Raw genomic sequence first — 24,625 nt, 5'->3', positions numbered from 1 at the left:
ATGTCAACGCCCGCCAATGTCCGCTTTCGACCCTAAGCGGACATTCATCGATCACGCCTCTTCGGCATCCGGCTCGATTTCCGGCAGGGTGCGTCCAATGATGTAAGCCTGCTGATCCCAGAGCTTCCGCAGCCGGTCCAGGACGGCCCAGAGCTGCACTACGATGACGACGAGCAGCCCCAACCCCGCCATCAACAGCGAGTTGATTGAGAAACCTTCGCCGATCATCTGTGCCCCCATGCCGACTTGGCGGGAGCCTGCCCGATCAGGCTCTCTGCCGGAAGCGGTGATTGTCCGCTTCCGACCCAAAGCGGACATTAGGCCGGGCGTTAGTTATCGCCTTCGGCGAGCCAGTCGTTTGCAATTTTCAAGGCTTCATCGAGCGCTGGAGCAAGGTCCGCTAACGCCGTTGGGATCTCTACGCGCCGGCTAAGCCTAGACAATCCCTTTCGAAGCTGCCCGACGCGAACGACTGTTTTTCCATCTTCCGGGGCATCAACGGACACCTGAATGCGATCCCTTTTTTCGGGGTTCAGATAAAAGGTCCTGACAGCGGTGTCCTGATACTCGGAATACCAATGTAGTGAGTGCTTCTCGGCCCACTGGGAAAGGATGGGGTCGATCAAGTCATACTGGCTCAATCGCTTCCTGCGGCTCCCAAACAACCACTTGAACATTTCAGCCCCACCACACGACCAGCCACCACGGACCTCCTGCCAAGCTGGCATAGGTGATGTCCGCTCACCACCCAAAGCGGACATTCACAGCCGGCAAGCCCGACATCCCGCCTACCCGCACGTCTCCAGCACCTGACAGGCCAGCGGCAGCTGTTCGAACCACTCGGGCGGGACGTAGAGCTGCAGGGTCAGGCTGATACCCAGCGCCAGGGTCAGCACGTGCATGGCGCCCAGCATCACCCGGGTGCTGAAGCTGATCGACCCGGCCCGCCCGCCGGCCACGCGTTCGGGCGAACGCTCCCAGCCCAGGTCGGCGGCGCCCAGCTCCGCCTCCAGCTTGACGGTGTAGCGCGACAGCTTGCGCACCTGGCCGCGCAGCTGGGTGTAGTGGAACGCCACCAGGACCGAGAACCAGAACGGCAGCCAGGCGGCGGCCGTCCACATCCAGGTGGGGCCGTCGCGGTGGGTGACCGTCAGGACCCAGGCCGACGCCGCCGCCACCGCGGTCATGCCGAACTGCACCAGCCGGTTCATCGCCACCACCAGGGCCACGATCTCGCCCCGCAGCGCGTCGTATTCGTGCAGGTGGAACTGGGTCTGCCGCTCGTCCATGCGCCCCCCGACGCGCGCCGCCCCGCAACGCTAGCAGCGACGGCCCCGCTTGGCGACCGGCGCTCGCCGAGCCGGGCCACGTCCGCGGCCGCGACACTTTGCCTTAAGCGTCCCGTCCGCAGCCCAGGTTAGAGCGGGCACGGGGACCTTGGGAGGCGTGCGTGTTTTCGACCTTTGCGGCTATCGCACTGCAAGCCGCCGCAGCGCCGTCAGTCGAGCCGCAGGTCGTGAGGTGGGCGGTGGCGCCCACGGCAGAAGAATTGACGCGCTACTATCCCATGGAGGCGCGCATGGTCAGCCTCCCCGGCGCATCTCAGGTCGACTGTCTGGTCTCCGATTCCGGCGCTCTCGAAGCCTGTGCGCTCCTTTCGGAAACCCCCGCAGGCTGGGGTTTTGGAAGGTCAGCCTTGCGAGCCGCCGCTCTCTTTCGGCTGTCCCCCGACGCCGTTCCCGACCTGATCGGGAAGCGCGTGCAATTGCCTGTATTTCGATGGTCGATGCGCGTCGAAGCCCAAACCTGCGACTTGTTTCGGAAGTGGCGCGCCACGGGTGAGGCGCATCCGAGCTTCACCCCGGCCCGGATCGCCGACGTCGTGAGCGCGTGCGACGAGCAGGTCGCGACCCACGAATAGAAGGACTGCTGGCGCGGCGGCTGGCGGCGCTAGGACCAAATGCCCCTGGCCTGAGGCTGGCGTTCCGCGCGTCGCCGCGGTAGCTGACCGCCCGATGATCCGCCTCGACAATATTTCCAAGCAAAACGGCCACCAGATCCTGTTCATCGAAGCGTCGATGGGCATCCAGAAGGGTGAAAAGGTCGGGCTCGTGGGCCCGAACGGGGCCGGCAAGACCACGCTGTTCCGCATGATCACCCGTCGGGAGCAGCCCGACGACGGCGTAGTCGCGATCGATCCCGGCATGACGATCGGCTATTTCAGCCAGGACGTCGGCGAGATGTCGGGCCAGAGCGCGGTCGCCGCGGTGATGGACGGCGTCGGCCCGGTCAGCGCGCTGGCCGCCGAAATGTCCCGGCTGGAAGCGGCCATGGTCGATCCGGACCAGGCCGAAGACCTGGACGCCGTGATGGAGCGCTACGGCGAGGTGCTGGAGCGCTTCCAGGAGCTTGACGGCTATGCGCTGGAAGCGCGGGCGCGCGAGGTGCTGGCGGGCCTGAGCTTCAGCCAGGAACGCATGGACGGCGACGTCGGCCTGCTGTCCGGGGGCTGGAAGATGCGCGTGGCGCTGGCCCGCATCCTCTTGATGCGGCCCGACGGCATGCTGCTGGACGAACCCAGCAACCACCTGGACCTGGAGAGCCTGATCTGGCTCGAGGCGTTCCTGAAGGACTACGACGGCGCGCTCTTGATGACCTCGCACGACCGCGCCTTCATGAACCGCATCATCGGCAAGGTGGTGGAGATCGACGCCGGCTCGCTGATCACCTATTCGGGCGATCTCGACTTCTACGACCAGCAGCGCGCGCTGACCGAACAGCAGCGCCAGGCGCAGTACGAGCGCCAGCAGGCCATGCTGGCCAAGGAAATCAAGTTCATCGAGAAGTTCAAGGCGCGCGCCTCGCACGCCGCCCAGGTGCAGAGCCGGGTCAAGAAGCTCGACAAGATCGAACGCGTCGAGGCCCCGCGCCGGCGCCAGACGGTGCAGTTCGAGTTCCAGAGCCCGCCGCGCTCGGGCGAGGACGTGATCAACCTGCGCGGCGTCCACAAGGGCTATGGCGACAAGCCGATCTACGAGGGCCTGGATTTCCTGGTGCGCCGCAAGGAGCGCTGGTGCGTGCTGGGCGCCAACGGCGCGGGCAAGTCGACCCTGCTGAAGCTGGTCGCCGGCGACACCAAGCCCGACCAGGGCGCGGTCAGCATCGGGGCCAGCGTCAAGATGGGCTATTTCGCCCAGCACTCCATGGACCTGCTGGACGGCGAAGAGACCATCTTCGAGTCGCTGGAGCGCTCGTTCCCGCAGGCGGGCCAGGGCCAGCTGCGCACGCTGGCCGGCTGCTTCGGCTTCTCCGGCGACGACGTCGAAAAGCCCTGCCGCGTCCTGTCCGGCGGCGAGAAGGCGCGCCTGGTCATGGCCAAGATGCTGTTCGATCCGCCGAACCTGCTGGTGCTCGACGAGCCGACCAACCACCTCGACATGGCCACCAAGGAGATGCTGGTCGCGGCGCTCGCCGACTTCGAGGGCACCATGCTGTTCGTCTCGCACGACCGCCATTTCCTGGCGGCCCTGTCGAACCGCGTGCTGGAGCTGACGCCCGAGGGCGTGCACCAGTACGGCGGCGGCTATTCGGAATACGTCGCCCGCACCGGCCAGGAAGCGCCGGGCCTGCACCCGGGCGGGTAGCGGGCGGGGCCGCCGTTCGAACCGAAGCGGAGAAGGCGCAGGCGCGCCTCCTCTGCCCGGGCCCTGCGCGTCACCAAGGAATGGTCGAGCCGTCCCAGGCGAAGAACCCGCCCGAATCTTCCGGACCTAGCCGGTCGATGACGGCGAGAAGCGCGTCCGCAGCCTGCGCCGGCGCGAACAGCTTGCCGGGCGGCACGCCGGCCTGGAAAGGCTTGCTCAGTTCAGTGTCCGTCGTCCCAGGATGCAGCGCCACGCACACGCCCTGCGGTCGAAGGCGGCGATGCTCGATCGCGATCGTGTGCAGCAGCATGTTGAGCGCCGCCTTCGACGCGCGGTAGGCGTGCCATCCGCCCAGCCGGTTGTCGCCAATGCTGCCGACGCGGGCGGACAGCGCCGCGAACACGCTGCGGGATTTCACCGGCGTGAGCGGCAGCAGATGCTTTGCGAGCAAGGCCGGCCCCGCGGCGTTGACGGCGAAGAGCTCGGTCAGCGCCTCCAGTCCGATCGACCGGTAGCTCTTTTCCGGTGTCAGCCCTGGCCGATGCAGACGCCCGGTCGCGATGATGATGAGGCTCGGCTCTCCCTGTCGGGCGATCGCCTCGGCCGCCGCGGAAAGCGTGTCTTCGTCGAGCAGGTCGATCCTGGCCCAGCCTCTTTTTGCGTCGTCTTCCCAGCCGTCCGGCCGCTCGCGCGAGAGGGCCAGGACCCTGGCGTGAGAGCCCCGCGCCATGATGCGTTCGCAAAAGGCGCGCCCCAATCCGCCCGAAGCCCCCGCCACCACCGCCAGTTCCGGCTTCATGCGCTTCCGCCCGAGATCGGGTTCCCGCAATCTGATACGCGCCGGCGCGCCCGACAGATCCCGCGCCGGGCCGCCGCTCGTGGTCGCGCGCAGCCCTCAATCTGATCCCAGCGTCCACTCGACCTGTTTGCGAGGGTCGTGAGGCGTCCAGCCGCTCATGTCGGCGACCAGCGGGCGGGCGGCGGCTTGGGCCGCGCGGACCAGGGCCCAGTCGACGCCGCCCAGCCGGGCCTTGATCCGGTTGAGGTATCCGCTGCCGTCCAGGAGCTGCCACGAAAGGTAGACAAAGCGGTCGCTCGGAGGCCCGCTCGCAAAGCGTCCCGTAAAGACCGGCCGGTCAGGATCCCCTCCAGGTCGGACCGAAAGGGCGAAGTCGAAGACCAGCGCGCCGTCGTCGCGCCTCCTGCCTTCCAGAACGATCTGCTTCGTATCCTGCAGCCCGAACCGGTACGGGCGGTTGCTCCGGTTCGTCGCGGGGATGTCGGAGTCGCGGATTAGCCGCAAGGGCACCAGACCGCTCGAATTCATCGCGTCCTCCCCACCGCGACCAGAAGGGCGCGCGGCGCGCTTGCCGCCGTGCGCCAGTCGCGCCGTCGCTCGCTCAGCGATGCTAGAGCGTTGAATGTCCGCTCACCACCCAAAGCGGACATTCGAGATATGCGATTAGGGCCGACACCGGGCAGCGGACTCGCGTCGCCTCCGCGATGGTCGGCCTCTACCTGCGCCAGCTGCAGATCGAGCTCGACTGGCTGGAGGAATTGGAAGGCGTCTTCGATGGCAGCTGACGCGAGCGCAATGTCCGCTTTCCACCCTCACCGGGCAGGCGGACCGCCGGCGGTCGCGGGCAGCGGCCGTCCTTGCGGGCGCCCGCGCGTCCCGCTAGCAGTTTTGCGTTGAACGCGGGGGGAGCGGCATGAAGGTCTGGGTGGTGGGCGCGCTGGCGCTTGGAATCGCGGCGGCGTCGGCGAGCGCGGCCGGCGCGCAGGTGAGCGCCACGGAAGCGACGGAGGACGTGCTCCGCGGCGCCGGCCTCGACCCGTCCCGCTTCGTGTTGGAGGAACAGCCCATGTTCCAGGATGACGGCTGGGAAGTCACCGCCGTCGAGGCCAGCGACGCCGGCGGCGCGCCCGGCCAGGTCGCCGCGGTGTTCGTCCGCAACACCGGCGACACGCCGACCTGCTTCCGGTTCAAGTGGAAGGTCTACGGCCCCGTGTCCGTCAGCGCGGCCAAGAACTACAATTTCGTGGTGGAGCCTCGGACGACCCAGGGCGTCATGGTCTTCCAGACCCAGGGGGCCGCCGGCGACTACAATATCGGGCTGCGCACCTGGCCGGCGCGGACGGACGTGAGCGAGCAGCGGTGCAGCTCAGTCCAGCCGGCCGACCTGAACGCCTGGCTGGCCGAGTGACGTGAGGACGCCCTCGTCGGGGGGCGTCCACCCTGCCCCCCAAAGCTGACGTCGGCTTTCGACCCAAAAGGGTTCGAAGCGAGCTTTGATGAGGATAACGATGGTCCCACCTTGGGAGAAGTATCCGGAGCTACCCGCCGGGCGGATCGGCTGGCGAATGGGATACGGAGAGGACTACCTGAACGATTTCTGGAAGTGGTTCAGCCGCTCTCCCGAAGAAGATCGCGCGCAGACCGAGCAGACCTACCCGGAGCCCGAGGGCTGGTCGGGGTTCTATGCTCGGATCAGGTCTCACCCCTGGCGTTGACGTCCGCTCTCGACCAAAGCGGACATTCTGCTCGGCGCTGTCGCGCTTGATGCCGGCCATGTCGGCCTCCTCGCCTTGACCGTCTGGGTCGGGAGGCTCCCACAACGAGAGACGGCGCTGCATCGGGCCTTACCCGGAGGCGCCGCGACGGGTCCCCTAGACCTTCCGCGCGGGGCGGACCGCCAGGGCCTCACGCCGCGGCCGCGGCGAGCGCGCGCTGGAGGTCGGCCGGCCCGAACGGCTTTTCCAGCGTCTGGGCGCCCCGATAGGCCTCGCTCAGGCCCTGGACCCCGTAGCCGGTGGCGAAGAAGAACGGCACCTTCCGCTGGCGCAGGATGTCCGCGACGGCGAAGGACTTGGCTTCGCCGAGATTGACGTCGAGCATCGCCGCGTCGAACGACTCCGTGCGGGCGAGTTCGAGCGCCTCGTCCAGGCGCAGCGCCGGTCCGACCGCCTGATGGCCGAGGTCGGCCAACATGTCCTCGATCAACAGGGCGACCATCATCTCGTCCTCCACCACCAGCACGCGCAGCGGCCTGGAGGTGGTCATCGGCGGGCCCCCATGATCGCGGACATGGGCGCGTCGAGGGTGCAGACCACGCCTTCCGGTGCGTAGACCAGGCTGGCCTCGCCGCCGAGTTCGCCGGCCAACCCCTGCTCGATCAGGCGCGAGCCGAAGCCGCGGCGGCGCGGCGCGGTCACGGGCGGGCCGCCGCGTTCGCGCCAGGTCAGGCGGAACCGCTCTTCCTCGATCCGCCAGGTCAGCTCCACGCCGCCGCCCTCGACGCTCAGCGCGCCGTACTTGGCGGCGTTGGAGGCGAGTTCGAACAGGGCCATGGACAGGGCCAGCGCCGCCTTGGTCGAGAGCTCCAGCCTCGGCCCGTCGCGGCGGACCCGGCCGGGGTCGTCCAGGCAGTAGGGCCTGACCGCGGCGTCGACGACCTCGCCGAGTTGCGCGCCCTCCCAGCTGCGGCGGGTCAGTACGTCGTGGGCGCGCGCCAGGGCGATGATCCGGGCGGTGAAGCTGGCGCGGGCCTCGACCGGGTCCGCCTCGCTCTTCAGGGTCTGGCGGGCGATGGCCTGGACGGTGGCGAGCGAGTTCTTCACCCGGTGGTTCAGCTCGTTGACCAGCAACTCGCGGTGCTGCTCGGCCTGCTTGCGCTCGGTCACGTCGACCACCGTGCCGATCAATCGCCGCGCCCGGCCGGCCTCGAACACCGTCTTGCCGATCTCCGAGATCCAGCGCTCGCGTCCGTCGACCGGACTGATCATCCGGACCTCGGCGTGGAGTTCGCCGTCGCCGGCGGGGTCCAGGGCGGCGGCCACCGCCGCCTCGGCCTCGGCGCGGTCGTCGGGATGCACGCGGTCGGCCCAGGTCTGGTAGGGAGCCTTGTCTTCTGGCGCCAGCCCCAGCATCGACATGGCCCGGGCGTCGCCGGTCAACACGCGCGCCTCGGGATCGTACTCCCAGGCGCCGATGTCGGCGACCTCCATCGCCAGCGCCCGGCGCTCCTCGCTCTCGCGCAGGGCGGCTTCCGCGCGCTTGCGCTCGCTGACGTCGATCGCCGTGCCGATGAACCGAACAGCGCGGCCGGCCTCGAACAGGACCTTGCCGGTGGCGCAGATCGAGCGTTCGACCCCGTCCAGGCCCCGCACCCGGAACTCCGCCTCGTAGCGCCCGTCGCCGGCGGGATCGAGCGCCCGGGCGACCAGGGACGCCACACGGTCGCTGTCGGCCGGATGCAGGCTTTCGTTCCAGAACTCCGGCGTCGGCTCGACCTCCGGAGGCATGCCGAACAGGGCCTTGCACCGGTCGTCCCAAACCAGCGCGCCGGTAAGCAGGTCGAAATCCCAGGAGCCGATGTCCGCCGCCTCCATGGCCAGGGCGCGACGTTCTTCGCTATGTCGCAGGGCGGCCTCCGCCCGCCGCCGGTCGGTGAGGTCGCGCAGCCAGACGGCGACCCCTTCGGGGGTGGGAAACACGCGTGATTCCACCCAGGCTCCCGGCCGTAGCGTCGACGCCGCCTCGAACGTCTCCGGCTCGCCGGTCGCCGCAACGCGCCGCAACCGGGTTTCGAACTCGGTTCCGATCAAGGCGGGAAAGACCTCCCAGATCACCTGGCCTATGCCGTTCTCCCGCTCGCGGCGGACGAACCGTTCGGCCGCGGCGTTGACCAGGGTGAAGCGCCAGTCGCGGTCCAGCGCGTAAAACACGTCGCCCAGGCCTTCGACCACGTCGCGGAGCCGCATCCGCTCCCGCTCGAGCTCCGCCGAAACGAGGTCCTTCCGCACGATCGGATGCGACAGCCGTCGCCCGACCCACAGCCCCAGCCCGAGCATCGCGGTCGGCAGACCCAACTGACGGAGTTCGAACCTCATCATCGAGTTCCGGGCGGCGGCGGACCGCCGAGAGCGGGACTGCGCAGGCCGGCAGGCTCCCACATCGGGGCGGGGACCTGTATCGGGCCTTACCCCGAGGCGCGCGACGAGGCCCCTAGGGCCGGTGCTGGTCGCCGCGGTCGCGCCTGCCGTGGGGCTCGCATAGGTGATGTCCGCTCAACCCCCGAGCGGACATTCGCTGATGTCCGCTTTCGACCCATTGCGGACATTTCGACAGATCGTGTCACCGGTAGGCGAGCGTCAGCGCTTTCGGTATGGCTGCATCATGCACAGTTTGACTGCCCGCTACGAACCTGACGACGACGGCACGGGCGAACTCCTGATCACCGTTCAAGGTGACTACGCCGGCACGGGAGCCGCCTGGTTCAGTGAGGACCAGCTCAACGCGTTCTGTGACGCGCTTGAGCGATATCCGCTTGATAAGGCTGACCTTCCAAGGCTCGAAGGAGGGTATTGGGACGACACAAAGCGGGGGGGGCTGAAGGAACGGCACGTGGGCCTGCTGGTCGCGCCCCACGACGCATTAGGTTCTCTTTCTGTCAGCGTCAGCCTGGCTGAGCCCGCGGAAAACGCGGACCCTTACGCGCGCCGCCGTGCGGTCACGACCTGGTTCCTCGTCGGCTACAATGAGGTCGCGCAGTTTGCCCGTGAACTTAAGCGGTTGGTCGCGGGCGGCCCCGGAAGTGCGGTCCTTGAGCGGCGCGTCAGTTAGGTCCGCTTTCGACCCATAGCGGACCTTCGTCGCCGGAGGTACGGTCACGTATCATTCGCCTGCTGTGCTGACTGACATTGAAGCGGCCGGTGCGAGGCGGACTTGGGAGGGGGCATGGCCAACAAACCAAAGGACCTGAGCCTTGGGCTCGGTGCGGTGATCGCGTTTCTCTTACCCGCGTCCGTCGCTCTCAATTCCCGCATGCATGCGCCGGACCTCGCTCCTGAGGAGCGAAGCGGCGCGACGACCGGTTTGATCCTCGCAACCATCGTGATCAGTCTGATTGTCGCCCTGGTGGCCTATCTGGTGCGGCGATACCTCATACGAAAGAACGCGAAGAGCGATCGTAGTTGGGACGCCTTCACGCTGTTCTTCATTCTGGCGATCGCGGGAAGCGTTGTCGCCAGGTTCGTTCCGTTGTCCGCTTTCGCCCCATAGCGGACATCGCAGCAGCACTCTAATCAGGCCGCATGGACCGCGAACTGTTCTATGTGGAAGTCGACCGTCGAGCCCACGAGCTTGAAGCTTCGCACGGCAGAACCGCCTGGAGCTATGCTGTGTGCATGGCTGAGAAGGCGATGGAGGACGGCAAACCGGACGAGCACCGTTGCTGGAAAGCTGTCGCGGCAGCTCTGCAGCCACGCTGACCTGACATTTGTCCGCTTTCGACCCAAAGCTGACATTCGCGGTCTAGCGCCCTTGCGAATAGCTCACCGAGCGGAGGCGACCTTCACGGTCAAGAACGCGACCGAGTAGGATCGCAGGATGAACTGGGTAGCGCTCTATCAGTACGGGACAGCCCTCGCGCTTGCCGGCGCCTGGCTTTTCCTCATCGCGCACAGAGTGCGACGGCAGCGATGGAAGGGCCTCTGGGTCACTCTCACCGCGCCGCTGTTCTTCCTAGCTTGGTGGGTATTGGAATTCCTCGCCTATCTTGACGGATGCGCCCGGCTGAGCGGCGCCGGCTGTTAGCCGTGTCCGCTTTCGACCCAAAGCGGACATTCCGCCCTGCATAGGCGTGACGCTTCTAATCAATCTTCAGCCTGCCCGCCCGCCACTCTTTCAGCGTCATAGCGGCATTGAGCGCGAGGCGCGGGATGCCGCTCTCGGCCACTTTCTCAAGAGCCGCTATCGAAGCTCTCTCATCGAATGGCAGTAGGTATAGGGCGGCCCAGGTCACCACAGACGGGTCACTCTCAGAGAGAAGATCCATCAAGAATGACGCGCCGGCATCAGGCTCCGCCCTCAGTTTCGGCAGTGCAGAACTCAGTTGGCTGTAGGCAGCATTCGACCCTGTCGCGTCGCCCTCACGGACGAATTGCCCATGCTGCCGGGCGGCTTGTACGAATTGCTCGCGAGCCAGGGTGTTCATCTTGCGAGCGTAGCGGTGCCGCTGACCGCCTTCCACCCCGAGCAAACGTCCGCTTTCGACCCAAAGCGGACATTCTCGCTATCCCACAGTTCGAGTGTGCCACTCGGCTGGGCCGCTCCAATAAATCTCGGTGTACGGCTCTCCGAGCAGGCCCTCAGCCTGGAGCAGGCCCAGCACGTCCGACGGAGACGCCGGCCCCGCACTGAACGCGACCCCCAGGCCAATCAGCTGTCGAGCCGCTTCCGCCTGCTGGGTCTTTTCGGGGCCGAAACGAAGGAGCAGCGCGGAGCCCTCCCGTTTCGTCTGTATTCCGAGCCGGCTGAGCTTGGATTTGAGGGGCGCGGCGTTTTTTACCCGCCATTCGCCGCCCAGGATCAGGGACACGTAAGGCGGCGACGCCTGTCGCACCCCGAACATCTTACCGAACCAGCTCACTTCCCCCTCCCGGTGCCCTCTCAGGTTTTACATCCAGCGGATGTCCGCTTTCGACCCATAGCGGACATTCCCCACCTCAGGGGCGATCCTGCCAAGGCTCAGGCTTGATCAGATATTGAAGGGACCAAACTCCAACTCGGGTCCGACCGCACCGCTCGCACAGCTTTGAGGGGGCTTCGCCGAACTTCCGATAGCCGTCCTTGCTATGGACCTGGAGCTGGCACCGAGGGCATTTGACCTGCCACGACAGGAAGAACGAAACGACGGCGACCGCCGCGGCGACGAGCGCGGTTAGTGCGGCTCTCGGCTGCGGTGAATAGGGCGGTCACGGCGGCGACGAAGGTCAGGGCCTCCAGAACTGTGCACGCGGGCATTCGAGCTATTCCGTGTAGGGTTCGACGCTGCGGGGCCCGGCTGGTTGGGGGTCCCGCAAAGCTTGTCTTAGGTGATGTCCGCTTTCGACCCAAAGCGGACATTCGGGCCTTTCCCGCGTCAATCGAGCAGCAGGCCGTCCATATAATCAGTTCCGACGATCAGGTCTGAGCGGTCTTCGACCAGGATCAAGTCTACGTTCGGCGATACTGGCGTAGGGTCGTCCTCCGGAAGGCAGAGGAACGCCTGCCCGTCGTATCCGCACATGACGGCGCGGCAGGTCACCAGCGATCGGATCAGCATGAACTCGCCGCTGCTCGGGTCCACGCACCTTCTGAGCACGTCCCGAATGACCTGCGCACCCTGCAGCCGCACGACTTGCGCGTTCCCGAACACCATGTCCGGCTGTTCCGCGCGAGGCTTGCCGATCTCGTTGACGTGCCACACCCCGAACAATGCGGGATCATTCTCGATGCAGGCTCCGACCAGTTCGGCGATCGGCCCGATGCAGGCCCGTTCACGCGCGGTGACCGTCGCCTCGTCGGCCCCGTCCGGAATTCGAGGCCCGACATAGTACAGCTTCATGCGGCGTCTCCACCGACCGAAGCCCAATCGCCACTCATTCCGCACCCCAAGCCCCGAGCTCAGCAGCCTAGGTCAGCGAATGTCCGCTTTCCACCCAAAGCGGACATTTCCGCAGGCCTTCAACGCGAGCACTTCCAGGCGGGCGGCGGGCAGGAGGTCGCGCAGTCGCGGGCGGGGTCGGCGCCGTCGGGGCCGACGGGGCCGATGCAGTCGCCGCCGCAGCGGCCGAGGATCTTCCCGGTGTCCTTCTCGAAGTAGTAGGCCGGGCCGTCCCAGGCGGCGCCGCAGTCGACGAAGCCGACCTTTCCGCAGTAGCGCGGCGCGCTGCAGTCCCTCGCCACGGCCCCGATCTCGGTGTCGCCGGCCGGCAGTTTCGCCGGAACGGCGGCGTTGCAGGCGGCGAGCTGAAACGCCAACACTGCGGCGGCCCACGGCTTCATCGCCCCCGCCCTACTTCGCCGCCAGCGGATCCGCGATCTTGTCGACCACCAGCTTGCAATAACCCGCGCCCGGCGCGCAGCGCAGGCGGCCGGAGACCGTGGTGTCGGCGTCCCAGGCCAGGCGCTTTTCGTACATGTCGCCGGGCGGCACGCGGGTCATGAACACGCGCCACATGGCCTCGGCCTGGCTGTCCTTCGCCAGCTCGAAGAGCATGAATTCGCCCTCGCACGCGCCCTTGCGGGTCAGGGCGTACAGCGGATAGGGCGTGACCGAGAGGTGCACCGCGAGGTCGCTGACCGCCGTCCCGTCGGGGCGGTCGCGCAAGGCGCAGGGCTCCTCGGCGCGCGCGGCGCCCGCGAAAAAGATAGCCGCGGCGGCGGCGGCGAACGTCAGCTGCGAGCGCATGCGGCCTCCCCCTCGAGCCCGTGGAAACATCCGTCGCGATCAGCGGCTTGGCAAGGCGGGCGTACCGTTCCTATTCCGCTCATCCCCGCGAAGGCGGGGACCCAGGTCCGTGACGGCGCCCCGTAGCCCGCACGCCTTCATGAAGCGGAGCGCGGGGTCCGCCCCCCCTTGCGCTCTGGGTCCCGCCTTCGCGGGGATGAGCGGGGGTTGGATCGGAGCCCTCGGTTTCCGCTGGAGCTCACGCCGCCCGCGCGCGCCCGTCCGTGGCGGCGGCGACGGCCGCGTAGAGGTCGGCGGCGGTCAGCGGCTTGGCCAGGTGGCCGTCGGCGCCGGCGGCCCGGCCGGCGGCGATGTGTTCCGGAAGCGCGTTGGCCGAGAGCATCAGGACCGGCGTGCGGACCGCGCCCCGCTCGGCCTCGATCTGGCGCAGGGCGCGCACCGCCGACAGGCCGTCGACGCCCGGCATCTGCATGTCCATCAGGACCAGGTCGAAGGCCTCGGCGCGGAAGGCGGCCAGGGCCTGCTCGCCGTCCTCGACCGAAACGAGCTCGGCGCCGGAGGCCTCCAGCAGCAGCTCCACCAGCCGGCGGTTGGTCGGATGGTCGTCGGCCGACAGCACCTTGAGGCGCCGCGCCTCGGCCGGCTCGGGCGAGGCCGTGGCCGGCGTCGGGCCGACGGCTTCGGCCGCGGCCGGGGTCACCGGCAGGTGCAGCCAGAAGGTCGCGCCGCGCCCGGGCGTGCTCTCCGCCCCCAGTTCGCCGCCCATCAGGCCGGCCAGCTCGCGCGAGATGGCCAGGCCCAGCCCCGCGCCGCCGTAGCGGCGGGTGATCGAGCCGTCGGCCTGCTGGAAGCGCTCGAACACGCGGGCCATCTGCTCGGGCGTCAGGCCCGCGCCGGTGTCGCTGACGCTGAGGCGCACGCCGTCGGCGGTGCGCCGCGCGCTCAGGCGCACGCGGCCGGCCGGGGTGAACTTCACCGCGTTGGACAGGAAGTTGGTCAGCACCTGGCGCACCCGCAGGGCGTCGCCCTCGACCAGGCCCTCGCAGTCGGCGTCGACCTCGACCTCCAGGGCCAGGCCCTTCTCGTCGGCCTCCGGCTGGGCCAGGGCGGCGGCGGTGCGCACGGCTTCGCCCAGATGGAACGGCTCGCGGGCGATCTCCAGCTTGCCGGATTCGACGCGGGCCAGGTCCAGGATGTCGGCCAGCAGGCGGCGCAGGTTGGCGCCCGAGGCGCGGATGGTGTCGACCAGCTCGCGCTCCGGCGCGGCCAGCGGGCGCGAGGCCAGCACGTCGGCCACCCCGATCACCCCGTTCAGGGGCGTGCGGATCTCGTGGCTCATATTGGCCAGGAACACGCTCTTGGCGCGGTTGGCGTTCTCGGCCTCGCGCCGGGCCTGATCGTAGCGGGCCAGCATGGCGGCGATCGGCAGGCAGGTCAGCGGCAGGGCCGCCAGGCCCAGCTGGGTCTCGAACACGGTCTCGCGCATCTCGTCCGGGCCGATCGAGCCCCAGCCGTGCACGCTCAGGGTCAGGATCACCGCCCCGGACCAGAACGAGGCCCCGGCCGCCCCGGCCACGCCGAAGCGCAGGGTCGCCAGCACCGCCAGCGGGGCCAGCAGGGCCACGTCCGGCGGCCCGTAGTCGTCGCTCAGCCACACGCACACGCCGAAGATCGCCGCGGCCAAGCCGGCGGCGGCGGCCAGGTCGGGCCACTTGAAGCTGCGCTTCAGCGGCGCGTCGGCCAGGGCGAGGCCCAGCGGGGTGATCAGCACGATCCCCAGCGCGTCGCAGGCGAAGAAGTCCCAGAAGCCCTCGGTCCAGGGCCGGCCGGTGCGCATGGCGATCAGCGGCGCGGCCAGGGCGGCGGCCACCAGCGGCGCGATCACCGCCGCGCGCAGCAGGAACTGCAGCAGCCGGCGCGGCTCGGCCACGTCGGCCCCGACCAGGCCGCCGCGGCGCAGCAGGAAGGCGGCCAGCGCGATCTCGGTCAGGTTCACCACCGCCGAGGCCGCGCCGATCATCGGCGGGCGCCCGGCCACCAGGGCCGAGGTCATGGCCGAGGCGAAGGCGGCGGCGCAGACCCCGAAGCTCCAGCTGCGGTCCGACGGCCCGCGCAGCAGCAGGATCAGCGCGATGGCGTTGGTCGGCCAGATCGCCGACACCGCGCCGACCTTGCCCAGGCGCGCGGCCCCGATCGACACCGCCGCCAGCAGCAGCCACACCCCGACCAGCTTGGCCAGCCTGACCGCGCCCGCCCCAAACCCCGTCCGTGTCGTCCCGCCAGCGCTGCGCATCGGCGTTGGTCCCTAAATCACCGGGTGAGCGTGCGCCCGCACGCGCTAAGTCAGGGTTAAGAGCGCGGCGACCTGCGCCCGCCCCGTCCGGGCGGGAAAATCCCCTAGGTGGAAAGGATCGAAGCTGGTCTTCAGGCGTTGGGGCCTGGACGCCGCCAGCACGCCTTTTCCGCCCATGCAGTCCTCCCGCGTCCTGCGCCCCCGACCGGCCGCCGCCCTTCGCCTCCCCGCGTCCCGCCGCGCCCGGCGAGCGGTTCGCCCGACGCCCGGGACGAAGGCGCGCAGGCCATGAAGGCGACCGCCGGCAGTCCGACCTCCCCGTCCCGCCTGGTGCGCGGCTTCCGCCGGCTGCGCGTGTTCCGCACCCTTCCCGTGTGGTCGCGCTACCTGGCCACCGCCGCGCTGGTCGGCCTGACCGCCGCGATTCGGCAGAGCCTGGGCGAGTACCTGGCGGGCGTTCCCTTCCTGCTGTTCTTCCCGGTCATCATCGCGTCCGGCGCGGTGTTCAACCGCGGCGCCGGCGTGTTCGCCGCCGTGCTCAGCGGGCTGGCCTCGATCTGGTTCATGCCGCCGGTCGGACGTTTCGAGATCACTCCGGAAGGGGTGCTGCCGCTCACCCTGTTCTTCCTGATCGGCCTGACCTGCGCGATCACGCTGGAGGCCCTGCAGGAGGCGGTGGCCGAGACCATCGAGCGCGAGGCCCGGCTGAACGAGACCATCTCCGCGCTGGAACAGTCCGAAGAACAGAAGCGCATGCTGCTGGTCGAGCTGTCGCACCGCATCCGCAACGACCTGGGCGCCCTGGCCGGCGTGCTCACCCTGCAGAGCAAGGCCAACCCCGAGGCGGCCTCCGCCCTGCACGCCGCCGCCACCCGGGTGCGGGTGCTGGGCCGGGTGCACTCGCGGCTCAACCAGGCCGGCCCCAGCCAGGTGGTGGTCGACGCCCGCGACTTCCTGACCGAGCTGGGCAGCGACCTGGAGACCGGCCAGCTGGGCGCGGCCTCCGTGCACCTGACGGTGGAGGCGCTCAGCGTCCCCCTGCCGCTGGAGACGGCCAGCTCGCTGGGGCTGATCGTCAACGAGCTGGTCACCAACAGCGCCAAGTACGCCTTCCCCGACGGCCTGGGCACGGTCGCCGTCGCCTTCACGCGGCGCGGCGGCGACTACGTGCTGACCGTGGCCGACGACGGCGTGGGGCTGGACGACACGGTGCGCGGCACCGGGCTCGGCACCCGGATCGTGCGCAGCCTGGCCGCCCAGATGGACGGCCGCTTCGAGCGCCGCAACGCGGAGCGCGGCGCGATCGCCACCGTCACCTTCCCGATCCCCGACCTGGCCGCTCCGCCCGGCCCGCAGCCCGACCCGCAGGGCCCCTCGGCGCTCGAGCGCGCGCTGGCCTGATCCGGCGGTTCGGGAACCCTCCCCCGCCCTTGACAGTCCCCGGCGCATCCGACAGAAACGCGCACCTTCGCAAGACGGGACGCCCCGGCCCCAGAATCGCCGGCAAGTCTTTGATTTTGTTGAGTGCCCCTAGCTCAGCCGGTTAGAGCATCTGACTTTTAATCAGAGGGTCCTGGGTTCGAGTCCCAGGGGGCACACCATCTCCTCCGAACGCCGCCGCTCTTCCCCTGTCCCTCGCCGGAGCGGGACATGACGACCTAGGCCTTCGCCTTCGGCGTTCTGGCGAGCGGCTTCCTGGTCGTCTGGACGGATCTGATCGCCCGCGCGGCGGCGTCAGCGCCCTTTTCAACCACGGCGCCCGCCCCGACCGCCGCGCTGGAAATGTCCGCTTTGGGTGGTGAGCGGACATCGAGACCGATACCGTCAAGGCAGTTTGGGCAGCCACGCGAAACGCCAACAACGGACCTCGTCGAGTTCGCGTGATATTGGGAAATAGAACGATCAATCTTCTGGTTGGATTTTTCAGAGCCCTCGTCGGCGCTCCACTGTTGGTTCGTGCGCAGGATCACGTTGGGCGAGCGCGCTACAAGGAAGCGATGCGCTCACTCCGGAAACTGGGCCGAATCCACGGTTGCCGAGCGCCGTCGACAGCAGTGCCTTTACGCGCAAACGTCATTGCGATGCAGGCGAGCTATTGGCTCTACGACGTAGACACTTTGAAACGCGCTGCGACCTGCTCCGTCGAGCAAGCCCTTAGGAGATCGACGAGAAGCGACGGGCCAACGGAGAGATACACACGCTCCTATCTGTACGGATTTTGCGAATTCGCGGCCGGGAGATTTCCTGAGGAGGACCGGCATTTCCTCTCGCTTGCGGAAAAGCTAGCTCCACTGCCACTCGAATATGACCTCGAAGCTATCCCGGCGAAGCTCCAATCGGAGATGCCCATGGGGAGCCGGCGATAACGAACGTCATCTTTCGCTCGGAGGCGCGGGCTCTATGTGTCCGCTTTGGGTCGAAAGCGGACACTCACCGCGAACTCAGAACGCGATCCAGGCTTCCTGGCCGGCGACGAGGTGGTGTGTCACGACACCTTCCTGCTCGGCGCTCAGGAGCGGCCAGCGGACGCTGAGCTTACCCGCAAGGTACGACGGCAACTGGCAGTAGTCCCGCCGTTCGAGGTCGATGGTGATCGTTTCCATGCCGCCCCTCGAACCCGACAGAGGCCGCGCTTAGGCCCAGCACGAAATGTCCGCTATGGGTCGAAAGCGGACGATTGCCGCGAGGCCGTTGGTTCAGCAAAGCTACCGCGATGAAATACCCATGCCCTTGTTGCGGTCAGCGGACCTACGTCAGCGCCAAGCGCGACAGCTACGAGGTCTGCCCAGTGTGCTTTTGGGAAGATGATCTCGTTCAATTCGAAGATCCGAGCTTCAGCGGCGGGGCGAACGAAGTCTCGTTGCAGGAGGCTCGCGAAAACTATCGTGCTTTTAAGGCGAGCGGCGCGCGTTTCGTGAAGGCTGTGAGGCCACCCGCGCCCGAGGAAATCCCGTGATCGAAAATGTCCGCTATGGGTCGAAAGCGGACATTCACTTAGGCTTACTGGCGACGCTATCGACCGCTTCCCGCCAATCGCTCCACATCGCGGGGTCGCCAGGCATTTCGTTGGCCCATACGTCGCGACCGAGGCTGCTGAGCAAAATGGCGAGGTCTTCGGACCTCTTGCCGCCGCGCTCCCAATACGCCTCAAGGAAGGCGCGCATCGCGTCGAAAGCGGTCAGTTCGTCCAGCTGTCGCGGCGGGGAGCCAATCCAGTCTGCCATGCGCTCGTGATCTCATGCCCGCGGGGTCGCCCAAGGCGAGCGTGACAACTCCGCTGAGGCACGACAATCCCCAAGCGCGAAATGTCCGCTTTGGGTCGAAAGCGGACATTGTGGGGCGTTGCACCGGCGTAGCGGTTCTGAGAGCGTAACGCCCCGATGCAGGTAGAAGCTCACGAGTACGAACGACTGCGATCCTGGCTGGGCCACGTCGCTCGGCAGGCGCTGCCGCCAAGCCTGATGTCCCCCGAGACCGATCCCGTGGCCGCCTTGGATCGCCTTGCCGTCAATTCGCCAGCCAAGGCCCGCAAAGGTCTGTCCATGGCGATCAACGACCTTGTCGAGCTAACAACGACGTGGCCGGACGAGCAGGTCGCGGCAACCGACCGCCTGTTGCTTGAGAATGGCCTGCCAAGCCTCACCGAAGTCCGCGCGAGGTTTTCCAAGGCCGTTCAGCGCGTTCTCCGCCGCGAACGTATCGCCAGCGAAGTGGAATACTACGCGGTCCGAAATGCGGCCGAGCTGCCTGGTGAACGGCGCGAACAGCTCTGGGCTCTCCTCGCCGGATACGAGCAGCAGAGAGCGAGTTAAATGTCCGCTTTGGGTCGAAAGCGGACGTCCGCTTTGGGTGGTGAGCGGACATCACCCAGCCCGCCGCGCCAAAACATCTTGGGTGGAATGCGCACCACGCTACGAGTTGCCGCGGAGACAGGCTGCTAGCGATTAGGTACTGCCGGCCGGCCACGAACCGGACTCGGGCCGAGAAGCGCTTCTGAACAGATGTCTGACGGCCTTGTCGACGCCACCACGCTGCGGCGCGCCTACGATGCGGTCGCCACTGCGGAACACGCGATCTCCCTGCCTGAACTTGAGCGAACCATCGGCTCCGAGCTGCGATCCTTCGGCTTCGACGTGGTCGTGGGCCTGCTACTCAGTAGGCGCGACGGACAGCGCGAGGTCGCCCCCCTGTTCGGCGACACTCGGAATCCTGCGATTGTCCACTATGTCGAGCAAGGCCACGCCGCTTATTGCCCGATCGTCGGCTCGGCCAATTCGGCCCCCACGCTGTGGCGTGACGTCAAGCAGCGATCGCTGACTCCAGGCGAGCGTCAAGTCCTGAATGAACTCGGTGAGTTCTCCTACAACGACGGCCACATTGTCACCGTCTCTCGCCCCGACGGACCATCGCTCGCCGTATCGTTGGCCAGCAGCCATGTCACGGTTGAGGACCCGGGCGCGAGGGCGGCGGTGCACCTCCTTTCCGTCCACTACGGTTTGATCGGGCTGAAGCTGGCCCGAGGCGGCAAGCCGCCGACGACGAAGCTGTCGGCGCGCCAGATCGAATGCATCAAGTGGGCGCGCGACGGCAAGAGCTCGGCCGAGATCGGCGATGTCCTCGGCATCTCCGCGCGAACGGTCGACCAGCACCTAGCGGAGGCCTGCGCTCGGCTCAGCGTAAAGACGAGAGTTCAGGCCGTAATTGAAGCCTTCCTGCTTGGCCTCGTTCAGTTCTGAGGCGGGCAGAGCTCGGAGTCTTCCCGTTTTTCAGCTTCTCCGAAGAGCACGCGGCAGCCCTCCTTGATCTGTTCCCAGGCTGTCCGTTCCACCTCCGATCCAGCCTGTGCAGATGCAAGCCGCGCAGCTTCAAACAGGAGAAGGAAGCGCTCGCTGGAGCGCAGGCGAGGTTCCCGCGACCGCCAGATGTCCAGCGAAGGCCGCACTGTCAGGTCGGATTGCACCTCAAGTTCGGCGGCGACGGCCGCGACGCTCCGCCACGCTTCGGAAATCTTCAGAAAAGCTTCGCGTTCCTCCGGACCGGCGGCTCGCTTTGCGAGCCGCCGGTTCCGCTCGGCCTGCTCGCGGTACGCTGTACTGTTATCCACTACGAACGCCTGATCGTTATTCGACGGCGGGCAGCCATAGCCTACCGTTCAGGCCTCCACTTCCGTAGGATTACGGTGCCGGTATCGGATGACGTTCGACGGCGGTCGGGTCGCAACTACTCGCTCGATCGCTCCGTCGCGCTCGGCTCCTCTCCCGGATTGTAGCGGGGCTTGGGCTGCGGCAGCAGGAAGAAAGCCACGCAGAGCAGCGCGATGGCCACGCCGGCCGGCGGCGACCAGAGTGCGATCGGGACTGCAGCGATCTGGATGAGCGTCGCAAAACTGTAGCGGCGCGTCATCTGCCGCAGGAAGTCCGCCGCGAGCCTCTCGTCCATCGCCCGCCGACCTGAGAGCGCATAGAACCATTTGGCCATCCACGTGCAGGCGGTCAGGGCGAGCCCGCCGACCAGGGTCACGGCGGCCACGGCCTCGAAGTTCGTGCCCAGGTGGAAGGAGGTAGCAGAGGAGCAGGGCTAGATGCTCTCGCCACTGCTCCGCCATGGCCTCAGCCAAATCTGTGTAGCCACGCGGCCCTTCGGGAGACCCGGGGACCTTGATCTCGACGATCAGCAGGGTCAGCGCGATCGCAAAAACCGCGTCACTGAACCCTTCCAAGCGGGTCAGCCCGCGCTCAGCGCCATGGGTGTTCGCGTGCCGGCCGAGAGCCATAAGCGCGAAAACGAGTTCGGCCTGCGTGACGTTGCCGTCGGGTGGATGTCCGCTTTGGGTCGAAAGCGGACATTCATGCGGCCTGGCCGGGCTGAAATTGCGCCGCAGTGATCGCGGCGGTCCGGCTGCCGGCCGGCAACACCGGCCCCCTTCTCCCGCAAGGGGAGAAGGGGTGGTATGGCTTGGATCCACGAACGGGGGCGGACATGCGCGTGAGAGGACGGCTTTCGACCGTGACGCTGGCCCTCGCCGCCCTGGCCCTGGCCGGGACCGCGCGGGCGGAGGAGGCTTGCCGCCCGCTCCTGGACGGTCCCGACGGGACGGTCGTGACCGACCTGCCGGCGACCATCAGCGCGCATCGGCAATTGAACGAGTACGACGCGAGCCTGCTGAACTCGGACGCGGTCTGCGGCCGCACCTTGCCCTTCCGGATCGAGCATGACAGCCCGGCCGACTTCGCCTGGGAGCCGATCCACAAGCGCCTGCCGCTCGGCGACGAGTGGGCGGGCGGTCTGCGGTTCGTGGACGTCGAGGTGCGGGTCTCCGGGCGGATGCGATGCGAGCCGGGCGAGACCCGCTGCCTGCTGGCGGTCGACAAGCTGGCCACGACCGCCCCGCCGCCGTTGATCGCGCCGATCCCGATCGGGCCGCCGCCGGCCTGCGCGGCGCTGACCTCGCGCCACCAGGGCGCGCCCGTGCCCGAACAACCGGTGACCTTCAGCTTCGACCGGGCCGACGAGCGGCGCCTGTGGGCGCGCTGCGAGGGCGGCTCGGTGTCGACCAGCTACGAGGTCGCGCCGGGCGGCGAGGCCGAGGCCGCCTGGCGCCGGATCGTCGCGCGCCTGCCCGCGCGGTCGGCCGAGCGGCCCTACGCGGAGGTCGCGGTGGTGGTCTCCGGACAGGTCCGCTGCGATCCGAAGCCGTGGCTCTGCCAGCCGGTGTTCGACCACATCGTCGAGGCGACGGCCGCGGTGAAGTAGACGAAGGTCCGCTTTGGGTCGAAAGCGGACATTTCCTCCCAGCCCCCTACCCCGCCGGCCGCAGGGCGAACGGGACCGCGCGGTTCAGCGCGTTCACCGCCGCCGCCGTGTGCTCCTCGCCGGGGAACTCGACGAAGCTGGCGCGGGCGCCGAGGGCCGCCAGCCGCTCGGTCAGGGCGCGGGTGTCGGCGGTCTTGTCGTAGGCGGGATCGTCCGGGAAGGTCTGGGCCAGCACGGCCTCCAGATCCTGGCCGCCCAGCGCCTCCGGGTGCGCCCGGTACCAGCGGCGGTAATCGTCGACGAAGGCCGCCGCCGGGTGGCTCTCCAGGGCGCCGACGGTGACCAGCAGGCGGGGGCCGCCGCGCCGCGGCCGGGCGGCGAAGGCGTCCGCCTCCTTCCAGACCTGGCGGTCGAACAGGCGCATGGACGGGCTGGCGGCGATGAAGGCGTCGAAACTGTCGGGCGCGCCGAGCGCCGCGTGCAGCACGAACACCCCGCCCAGCGAGTGGCCGAACAGGGCCTGCGGCCCGGGCTCGCCGCGCAGGCGATGGCGCACCCAGGGCTTCAGCTCGCCCGTCAGGAACGACAGGAACTGGTCGGCCCCGCCCAGCGCCGCGCCCTCGAACTCGGGGTCCTTCACGCCCGCCGGGGTGAAGTCGAACGAGCGCCGCTCGCCGTCCAGGAAGGCCGTCCCCGGATAGCCGACGCCGACCACCACGGCCGGTGGCAGCCGGCTCCACTCGCGCTGGCGGGCGATCTCGGCGGCGGTGGCGAACCAGGCGTCGCCGTCCAGCACGTAGATCACCGGAAAACCGCCCTCCGGGGGCGGCCCCTGCGGGATCGAGAGCTGGATGCGGTAGTCCCGCCCCGCGCGTGACCTCAGGGTCGTTTCGGAGACCACGCGGGGGCGCAGGCGCATGCGCGCCAGCGACGCGTCGTCCGGCGCCGCGGCCGCGGCGGCCGCGACCGCGGCCGGGCCCTCGAGCGGCGGGGTCTGACCCTGGGCCTGCGCGGCGCCCGCGAGCGCCAGGGACGCGAGCGCGCCGGCGATGATCCGCTTGGTCATGGTGAGCCCCCGCTCCGTTCGCCCTGAGCTAAGCCGGGGACGGCGGCGGCGGCAAGCATCCCTCTCCCCTTGCGGGAGAGGAAAACCTGGCCGGCGCCCGCTCAGGCGGCCAGGCGGTCCCGTCGCATGCGCAAGGTCACGACAAGGCCGCTCGCCTGCCAATCGTAGGAAAGCTCGCCGCCCAGTTGGTCGGCGACGCTGCGGGCGACCATCTTGGAGCCGAACCCGCGCATTTCCGGCTTGTGGTCGACGACGGGTCCGCCGCTTTCGGCCCACACCAGGCGCACGTCCTGCCCGTCCAGGGCGCCGGTGACGTCCAGCATGCCGGTGTCCGACGACAGGGCGCCGTGCTTCACCGAATTGGTCGCAAGTTCGTGGATGACCATGGCGAGGACGGTGGCGCTCCTCTCCCCCACCGCCATTCGCGGGACCGCGACGCGGATCCGTCCGGGGAAGTCGCCGACGTCGTCGTAGGGGGCCAGCAAGACCGACAGAAGGTCGCCCAGGAGGGCGGCCTCGCCTTCCTGGCCGGGCGACGGCCTGACCAGGTCGTGGGCGCGGCCGAGCGCGGTCAGGCGTTTCGTCAGGTCGGCGGCCATTTCATGAACGGTGCGGGCCGAACGCGAGGTGATGTGGGTCAGCCCGGCGGCGATGGCCAGCAGGTTCTTGACCCGATGGCTCATTTCGCCGGCGAGCAGCTCATGGGCTTCTTCGGCCAGCTTGCGCCCCGTCACGTCCAGAAAGATGCCGAACATGACGCGATCGACCATGCCCTGGTCGGCGCCGCGGCCGCGCGCTGAAATCCAGCGGACCTGGTCCCCGACCAGGATACGGAAGTCGGTTTCGTAGGGGCCGGAGGTGGACCGCGTGGCCGTGAAGGCCGCCCGGACGCGGCCCCGGTCGGCCGGGTGGATGCGCTCGGAAAGTTCCTCGAACGACACCTCCTCGGCCCAGGGCAGGCCCCAGATGGAAAAAGCGCGCTCGTCCATGGTGAGGCGGTTGGTGTCGACGTTCCACGACCACAGCGCCACGCTGGCGGCGTCGATCGCCAGCCTGAGATGTTCGGGCTTCCAGACCAGAGAAGCTGGGCCTTGAGCGGACAATAGGTTTTCCCCGGATCAGGCGGTTGCCAATGTGGTCCCGATCCCAACCCGCAGCCGAGGCTAAATTACATCGTCGCGAACGCTGAAAGCGCACCCGGGAATAGCAATCTTGTGAACGGAGGGGCGCAGTCACGCCTGCAACAGCCCCAGCGCCCACTGGTCGTACGGCCCCGCCTCCTCGCGCGCGTCGGCCGTGCGCCAGCGCAGCGCCCAGACCTGCACGCCGGCGGCTTGCGGCGGCAGGGGCGCGGCCAGGTCCAGGCGGGCGCCGGGGGCCAGCCGCTCGGCCCGGCCCAGCGCGCCGCCGACCGGGCGGCCCTCGCGGTCGAGGAAGCGGATTTCCACCGCCACGTCGCTGAAGGCCCCGCCGCTGCGGTTGGCGAAGGCGCCGCGCCAGGTCCGCTCGCCCGCGCTCCCGCGCTCCACCTGGCAGCGCGTGGGCATCCAGCGCCCGCGCCGCCGCCCCCGCTCCATCGCCGTCGACATTGAAGCCTCCCGATCCGCAACAAGCGACCAGCATGGCCCGCGCG

32 protein-coding genes, 1 tRNA gene and 1 pseudogene are annotated in these 24,625 nt (G+C 68.5%); 12 read left to right on the top strand and 22 right to left on the bottom strand.

Annotated features, from left to right (window positions below):
- Positions 1 to 51: 51 nt before the first annotated feature.
- The 3 genes from H8B08_RS06520 to H8B08_RS06510 form a co-directional block, all read right to left on the bottom strand.
- Positions 52 to 228 carry a hypothetical protein gene (locus H8B08_RS06520; protein WP_187449387.1) on the bottom strand — a complete coding sequence of 59 codons (177 nt, stop codon included), beginning with the start codon at positions 226 to 228 and terminating at the stop codon, positions 52 to 54.
- Positions 229 to 329: 101 nt separating this feature from the next.
- On the bottom strand, positions 330 to 626 hold the full coding sequence (locus tag H8B08_RS06515) for a hypothetical protein (RefSeq protein ID WP_187449386.1): 297 nt from the start codon (positions 624 to 626) through the stop codon (positions 330 to 332).
- A gap of 162 nt (positions 627 to 788) precedes the next feature.
- A complete protein-coding gene (locus tag H8B08_RS06510) occupies positions 789 to 1,289 on the bottom strand; it encodes a hypothetical protein (protein WP_187449385.1) in 501 nt (166 codons plus the stop codon).
- Positions 1,290 to 1,450: 161 nt separating this feature from the next.
- Between H8B08_RS06510 and H8B08_RS06505 the strand changes: the two genes are divergently transcribed.
- Positions 1,451 to 1,921: an energy transducer TonB gene (locus H8B08_RS06505; protein ID WP_187449384.1), complete on the top strand. Its 471-nt coding sequence runs from the start codon at positions 1,451 to 1,453 to the stop codon at positions 1,919 to 1,921.
- 94 nt (positions 1,922 to 2,015) lie between these two features.
- Positions 2,016 to 3,644, top strand: coding sequence for an ABC-F family ATP-binding cassette domain-containing protein (locus H8B08_RS06500; RefSeq protein ID WP_187449383.1), 1,629 nt, complete (start codon positions 2,016 to 2,018; stop codon positions 3,642 to 3,644).
- 70 nt (positions 3,645 to 3,714) lie between these two features.
- Here H8B08_RS06500 and H8B08_RS06495 read toward each other — a convergent pair whose 3' ends face one another.
- Positions 3,715 to 4,443 (bottom strand): SDR family NAD(P)-dependent oxidoreductase, encoded by a 729-nt coding sequence (locus H8B08_RS06495; protein WP_187449382.1) that lies wholly within the window; start codon positions 4,441 to 4,443, stop codon positions 3,715 to 3,717.
- A 96-nt stretch (positions 4,444 to 4,539) separates the two neighbouring features.
- Entirely contained in the window at positions 4,540 to 4,971 is a 432-nt protein-coding gene (locus H8B08_RS06490) for a DUF5990 family protein (RefSeq protein ID WP_187449381.1), read from the bottom strand.
- 385 nt (positions 4,972 to 5,356) lie between these two features.
- Here H8B08_RS06490 and H8B08_RS06485 point away from each other — a divergent pair, with 385 nt between their 5' ends.
- Entirely contained in the window at positions 5,357 to 5,851 is a 495-nt protein-coding gene (locus H8B08_RS06485) for a hypothetical protein (RefSeq protein ID WP_187449380.1), read from the top strand.
- Positions 5,852 to 6,348: 497 nt separating this feature from the next.
- On the opposite strand, the gene H8B08_RS06480 is transcribed toward H8B08_RS06485, so the two are convergent.
- Positions 6,349 to 6,708, bottom strand: a complete 360-nt coding sequence (locus H8B08_RS06480) for a response regulator (protein WP_187449379.1) — start codon at positions 6,706 to 6,708, stop codon at positions 6,349 to 6,351.
- Positions 6,705 to 8,537: a PAS domain S-box protein gene (locus H8B08_RS06475; protein WP_187449378.1), complete on the bottom strand. Its 1,833-nt coding sequence runs from the start codon at positions 8,535 to 8,537 to the stop codon at positions 6,705 to 6,707. Before H8B08_RS06475 ends, H8B08_RS06480 begins: the two co-directional genes overlap by 4 nt.
- Before the next feature lie 202 nt (positions 8,538 to 8,739).
- On the opposite strand from H8B08_RS06475, the gene H8B08_RS06470 reads away from it, so the two are divergent.
- The 3 genes from H8B08_RS06470 (at position 8,740) to H8B08_RS06460 (ending at position 9,917) form a co-directional block, all read left to right on the top strand.
- Positions 8,740 to 9,270, top strand: a complete 531-nt coding sequence (locus tag H8B08_RS06470) for a hypothetical protein (protein WP_187449377.1) — start codon at positions 8,740 to 8,742, stop codon at positions 9,268 to 9,270.
- 114 nt (positions 9,271 to 9,384) lie between these two features.
- Entirely contained in the window at positions 9,385 to 9,708 is a 324-nt protein-coding gene (locus H8B08_RS06465) for a hypothetical protein (protein WP_187449376.1), read from the top strand.
- Between the two features lie 32 nt (positions 9,709 to 9,740).
- Complete coding sequence (locus H8B08_RS06460; RefSeq protein ID WP_187449375.1) at positions 9,741 to 9,917, top strand: hypothetical protein; 177 nt, start codon at positions 9,741 to 9,743, stop codon at positions 9,915 to 9,917.
- 380 nt (positions 9,918 to 10,297) lie between these two features.
- On the opposite strand, the gene H8B08_RS06455 is transcribed toward H8B08_RS06460, so the two are convergent.
- From H8B08_RS06455 to H8B08_RS19125, 6 genes are all read right to left on the bottom strand, one after another.
- A complete protein-coding gene (locus H8B08_RS06455) occupies positions 10,298 to 10,642 on the bottom strand; it encodes a hypothetical protein (RefSeq protein WP_187449374.1) in 345 nt (114 codons plus the stop codon).
- Between the two features lie 78 nt (positions 10,643 to 10,720).
- On the bottom strand, positions 10,721 to 11,077 hold the full coding sequence (locus H8B08_RS06450) for a hypothetical protein (protein ID WP_187449373.1): 357 nt from the start codon (positions 11,075 to 11,077) through the stop codon (positions 10,721 to 10,723).
- Positions 11,078 to 11,569: 492 nt separating this feature from the next.
- Positions 11,570 to 12,034 carry a hypothetical protein gene (locus H8B08_RS06445; protein ID WP_187449372.1) on the bottom strand — a complete coding sequence of 155 codons (465 nt, stop codon included), beginning with the start codon at positions 12,032 to 12,034 and terminating at the stop codon, positions 11,570 to 11,572.
- Positions 12,035 to 12,153: 119 nt separating this feature from the next.
- On the bottom strand, positions 12,154 to 12,474 hold the full coding sequence (locus H8B08_RS06440; protein WP_187449371.1) for a hypothetical protein: 321 nt from the start codon (positions 12,472 to 12,474) through the stop codon (positions 12,154 to 12,156).
- A gap of 10 nt (positions 12,475 to 12,484) precedes the next feature.
- On the bottom strand, positions 12,485 to 12,880 hold the full coding sequence (locus H8B08_RS06435; RefSeq protein ID WP_187449370.1) for a hypothetical protein: 396 nt from the start codon (positions 12,878 to 12,880) through the stop codon (positions 12,485 to 12,487).
- Between the two features lie 238 nt (positions 12,881 to 13,118).
- Positions 13,119 to 15,173: an ATP-binding protein gene (locus H8B08_RS19125; RefSeq protein ID WP_255500698.1), complete on the bottom strand. Its 2,055-nt coding sequence runs from the start codon at positions 15,171 to 15,173 to the stop codon at positions 13,119 to 13,121.
- Between the two features lie 288 nt (positions 15,174 to 15,461).
- On the opposite strand from H8B08_RS19125, the gene H8B08_RS06425 reads away from it, so the two are divergent.
- Together H8B08_RS06425 and H8B08_RS06420 are read left to right on the top strand one after the other, a co-directional pair.
- A complete protein-coding gene (locus tag H8B08_RS06425; protein ID WP_187449369.1) occupies positions 15,462 to 16,574 on the top strand; it encodes a sensor histidine kinase in 1,113 nt (370 codons plus the stop codon).
- Positions 16,575 to 16,697: 123 nt separating this feature from the next.
- Positions 16,698 to 16,774, top strand: a tRNA-Lys gene (locus tag H8B08_RS06420).
- 57 nt (positions 16,775 to 16,831) lie between these two features.
- On the opposite strand, the gene H8B08_RS06415 is transcribed toward H8B08_RS06420, so the two are convergent.
- Together H8B08_RS06415 and H8B08_RS06410 are read right to left on the bottom strand one after the other, a co-directional pair.
- Positions 16,832 to 17,143, bottom strand: a complete 312-nt coding sequence (locus H8B08_RS06415; RefSeq protein ID WP_187449368.1) for a hypothetical protein — start codon at positions 17,141 to 17,143, stop codon at positions 16,832 to 16,834.
- Between the two features lie 471 nt (positions 17,144 to 17,614).
- The gene (locus tag H8B08_RS06410; protein ID WP_187449367.1) at positions 17,615 to 17,776 is read right to left on the bottom strand and encodes a hypothetical protein; all 162 of its coding nucleotides are present in this window, start codon (positions 17,774 to 17,776) and stop codon (positions 17,615 to 17,617) included.
- A gap of 110 nt (positions 17,777 to 17,886) precedes the next feature.
- Here H8B08_RS06410 and H8B08_RS19530 point away from each other — a divergent pair, with 110 nt between their 5' ends.
- Positions 17,887 to 18,129: a CPCC family cysteine-rich protein gene (locus tag H8B08_RS19530; protein WP_187449366.1), complete on the top strand. Its 243-nt coding sequence runs from the start codon at positions 17,887 to 17,889 to the stop codon at positions 18,127 to 18,129.
- Positions 18,130 to 18,163: 34 nt separating this feature from the next.
- Here H8B08_RS19530 and H8B08_RS06400 read toward each other — a convergent pair whose 3' ends face one another.
- Complete coding sequence (locus H8B08_RS06400) at positions 18,164 to 18,397, bottom strand: hypothetical protein (protein ID WP_187449365.1); 234 nt, start codon at positions 18,395 to 18,397, stop codon at positions 18,164 to 18,166.
- 156 nt (positions 18,398 to 18,553) lie between these two features.
- On the opposite strand from H8B08_RS06400, the gene H8B08_RS06395 reads away from it, so the two are divergent.
- Complete coding sequence (locus H8B08_RS06395) at positions 18,554 to 18,985, top strand: hypothetical protein (RefSeq protein WP_187449364.1); 432 nt, start codon at positions 18,554 to 18,556, stop codon at positions 18,983 to 18,985.
- Between the two features lie 189 nt (positions 18,986 to 19,174).
- Entirely contained in the window at positions 19,175 to 19,909 is a 735-nt protein-coding gene (locus H8B08_RS06390) for a LuxR family transcriptional regulator (protein WP_187449363.1), read from the top strand.
- Here the strand turns inward: H8B08_RS06390 and H8B08_RS06385 are convergent.
- The 3 genes and pseudogenes from H8B08_RS06385 to H8B08_RS19525 all read right to left on the bottom strand — a co-directional run.
- Positions 19,900 to 20,277, bottom strand: a complete 378-nt coding sequence (locus H8B08_RS06385; protein ID WP_187449362.1) for a hypothetical protein — start codon at positions 20,275 to 20,277, stop codon at positions 19,900 to 19,902. The two genes, H8B08_RS06390 and H8B08_RS06385, sit on opposite strands and share 10 nt — an antisense overlap.
- A 116-nt stretch (positions 20,278 to 20,393) precedes the next feature.
- Positions 20,394 to 20,702 (bottom strand): hypothetical protein, encoded by a 309-nt coding sequence (locus H8B08_RS19120; protein ID WP_255500697.1) that lies wholly within the window; start codon positions 20,700 to 20,702, stop codon positions 20,394 to 20,396.
- A 40-nt stretch (positions 20,703 to 20,742) separates the two neighbouring features.
- Positions 20,743 to 20,946 (bottom strand): annotated as a pseudogene (locus H8B08_RS19525) (TMEM175 family protein); the annotation flags it as partial.
- A gap of 206 nt (positions 20,947 to 21,152) precedes the next feature.
- Between H8B08_RS19525 and H8B08_RS06375 the strand changes: the two are divergent.
- Entirely contained in the window at positions 21,153 to 21,926 is a 774-nt protein-coding gene (locus tag H8B08_RS06375) for a hypothetical protein (RefSeq protein WP_187449361.1), read from the top strand.
- Positions 21,927 to 21,972: 46 nt separating this feature from the next.
- Here the strand turns inward: H8B08_RS06375 and H8B08_RS06370 are convergent, their stop codons facing one another.
- The 3 genes from H8B08_RS06370 to H8B08_RS06360 all read right to left on the bottom strand — a co-directional run bounded on the left by H8B08_RS06370 (position 21,973) and on the right by H8B08_RS06360 (position 24,581).
- The gene (locus H8B08_RS06370) at positions 21,973 to 22,992 is read right to left on the bottom strand and encodes an alpha/beta hydrolase (protein WP_187449360.1); all 1,020 of its coding nucleotides are present in this window, start codon (positions 22,990 to 22,992) and stop codon (positions 21,973 to 21,975) included.
- Between the two features lie 101 nt (positions 22,993 to 23,093).
- Positions 23,094 to 24,095, bottom strand: coding sequence for a sensor histidine kinase (locus tag H8B08_RS06365; protein ID WP_255500696.1), 1,002 nt, complete (start codon positions 24,093 to 24,095; stop codon positions 23,094 to 23,096).
- A gap of 129 nt (positions 24,096 to 24,224) precedes the next feature.
- Positions 24,225 to 24,581, bottom strand: coding sequence for an FxLYD domain-containing protein (locus tag H8B08_RS06360; protein WP_187449359.1), 357 nt, complete (start codon positions 24,579 to 24,581; stop codon positions 24,225 to 24,227).
- Between the last annotated feature and the right edge of the window lie 44 nt (positions 24,582 to 24,625).

The sequence above is a fragment of the Caulobacter sp. 17J80-11 genome (assembly GCF_014349105.1).
Taxonomy (GTDB): Bacteria; Pseudomonadota; Alphaproteobacteria; order Caulobacterales; family Caulobacteraceae; genus 17J80-11.
The sequence above is the reverse complement of the archived record's forward strand: the minus strand, read 5'-3'. Positions and strand labels throughout refer to the sequence as shown.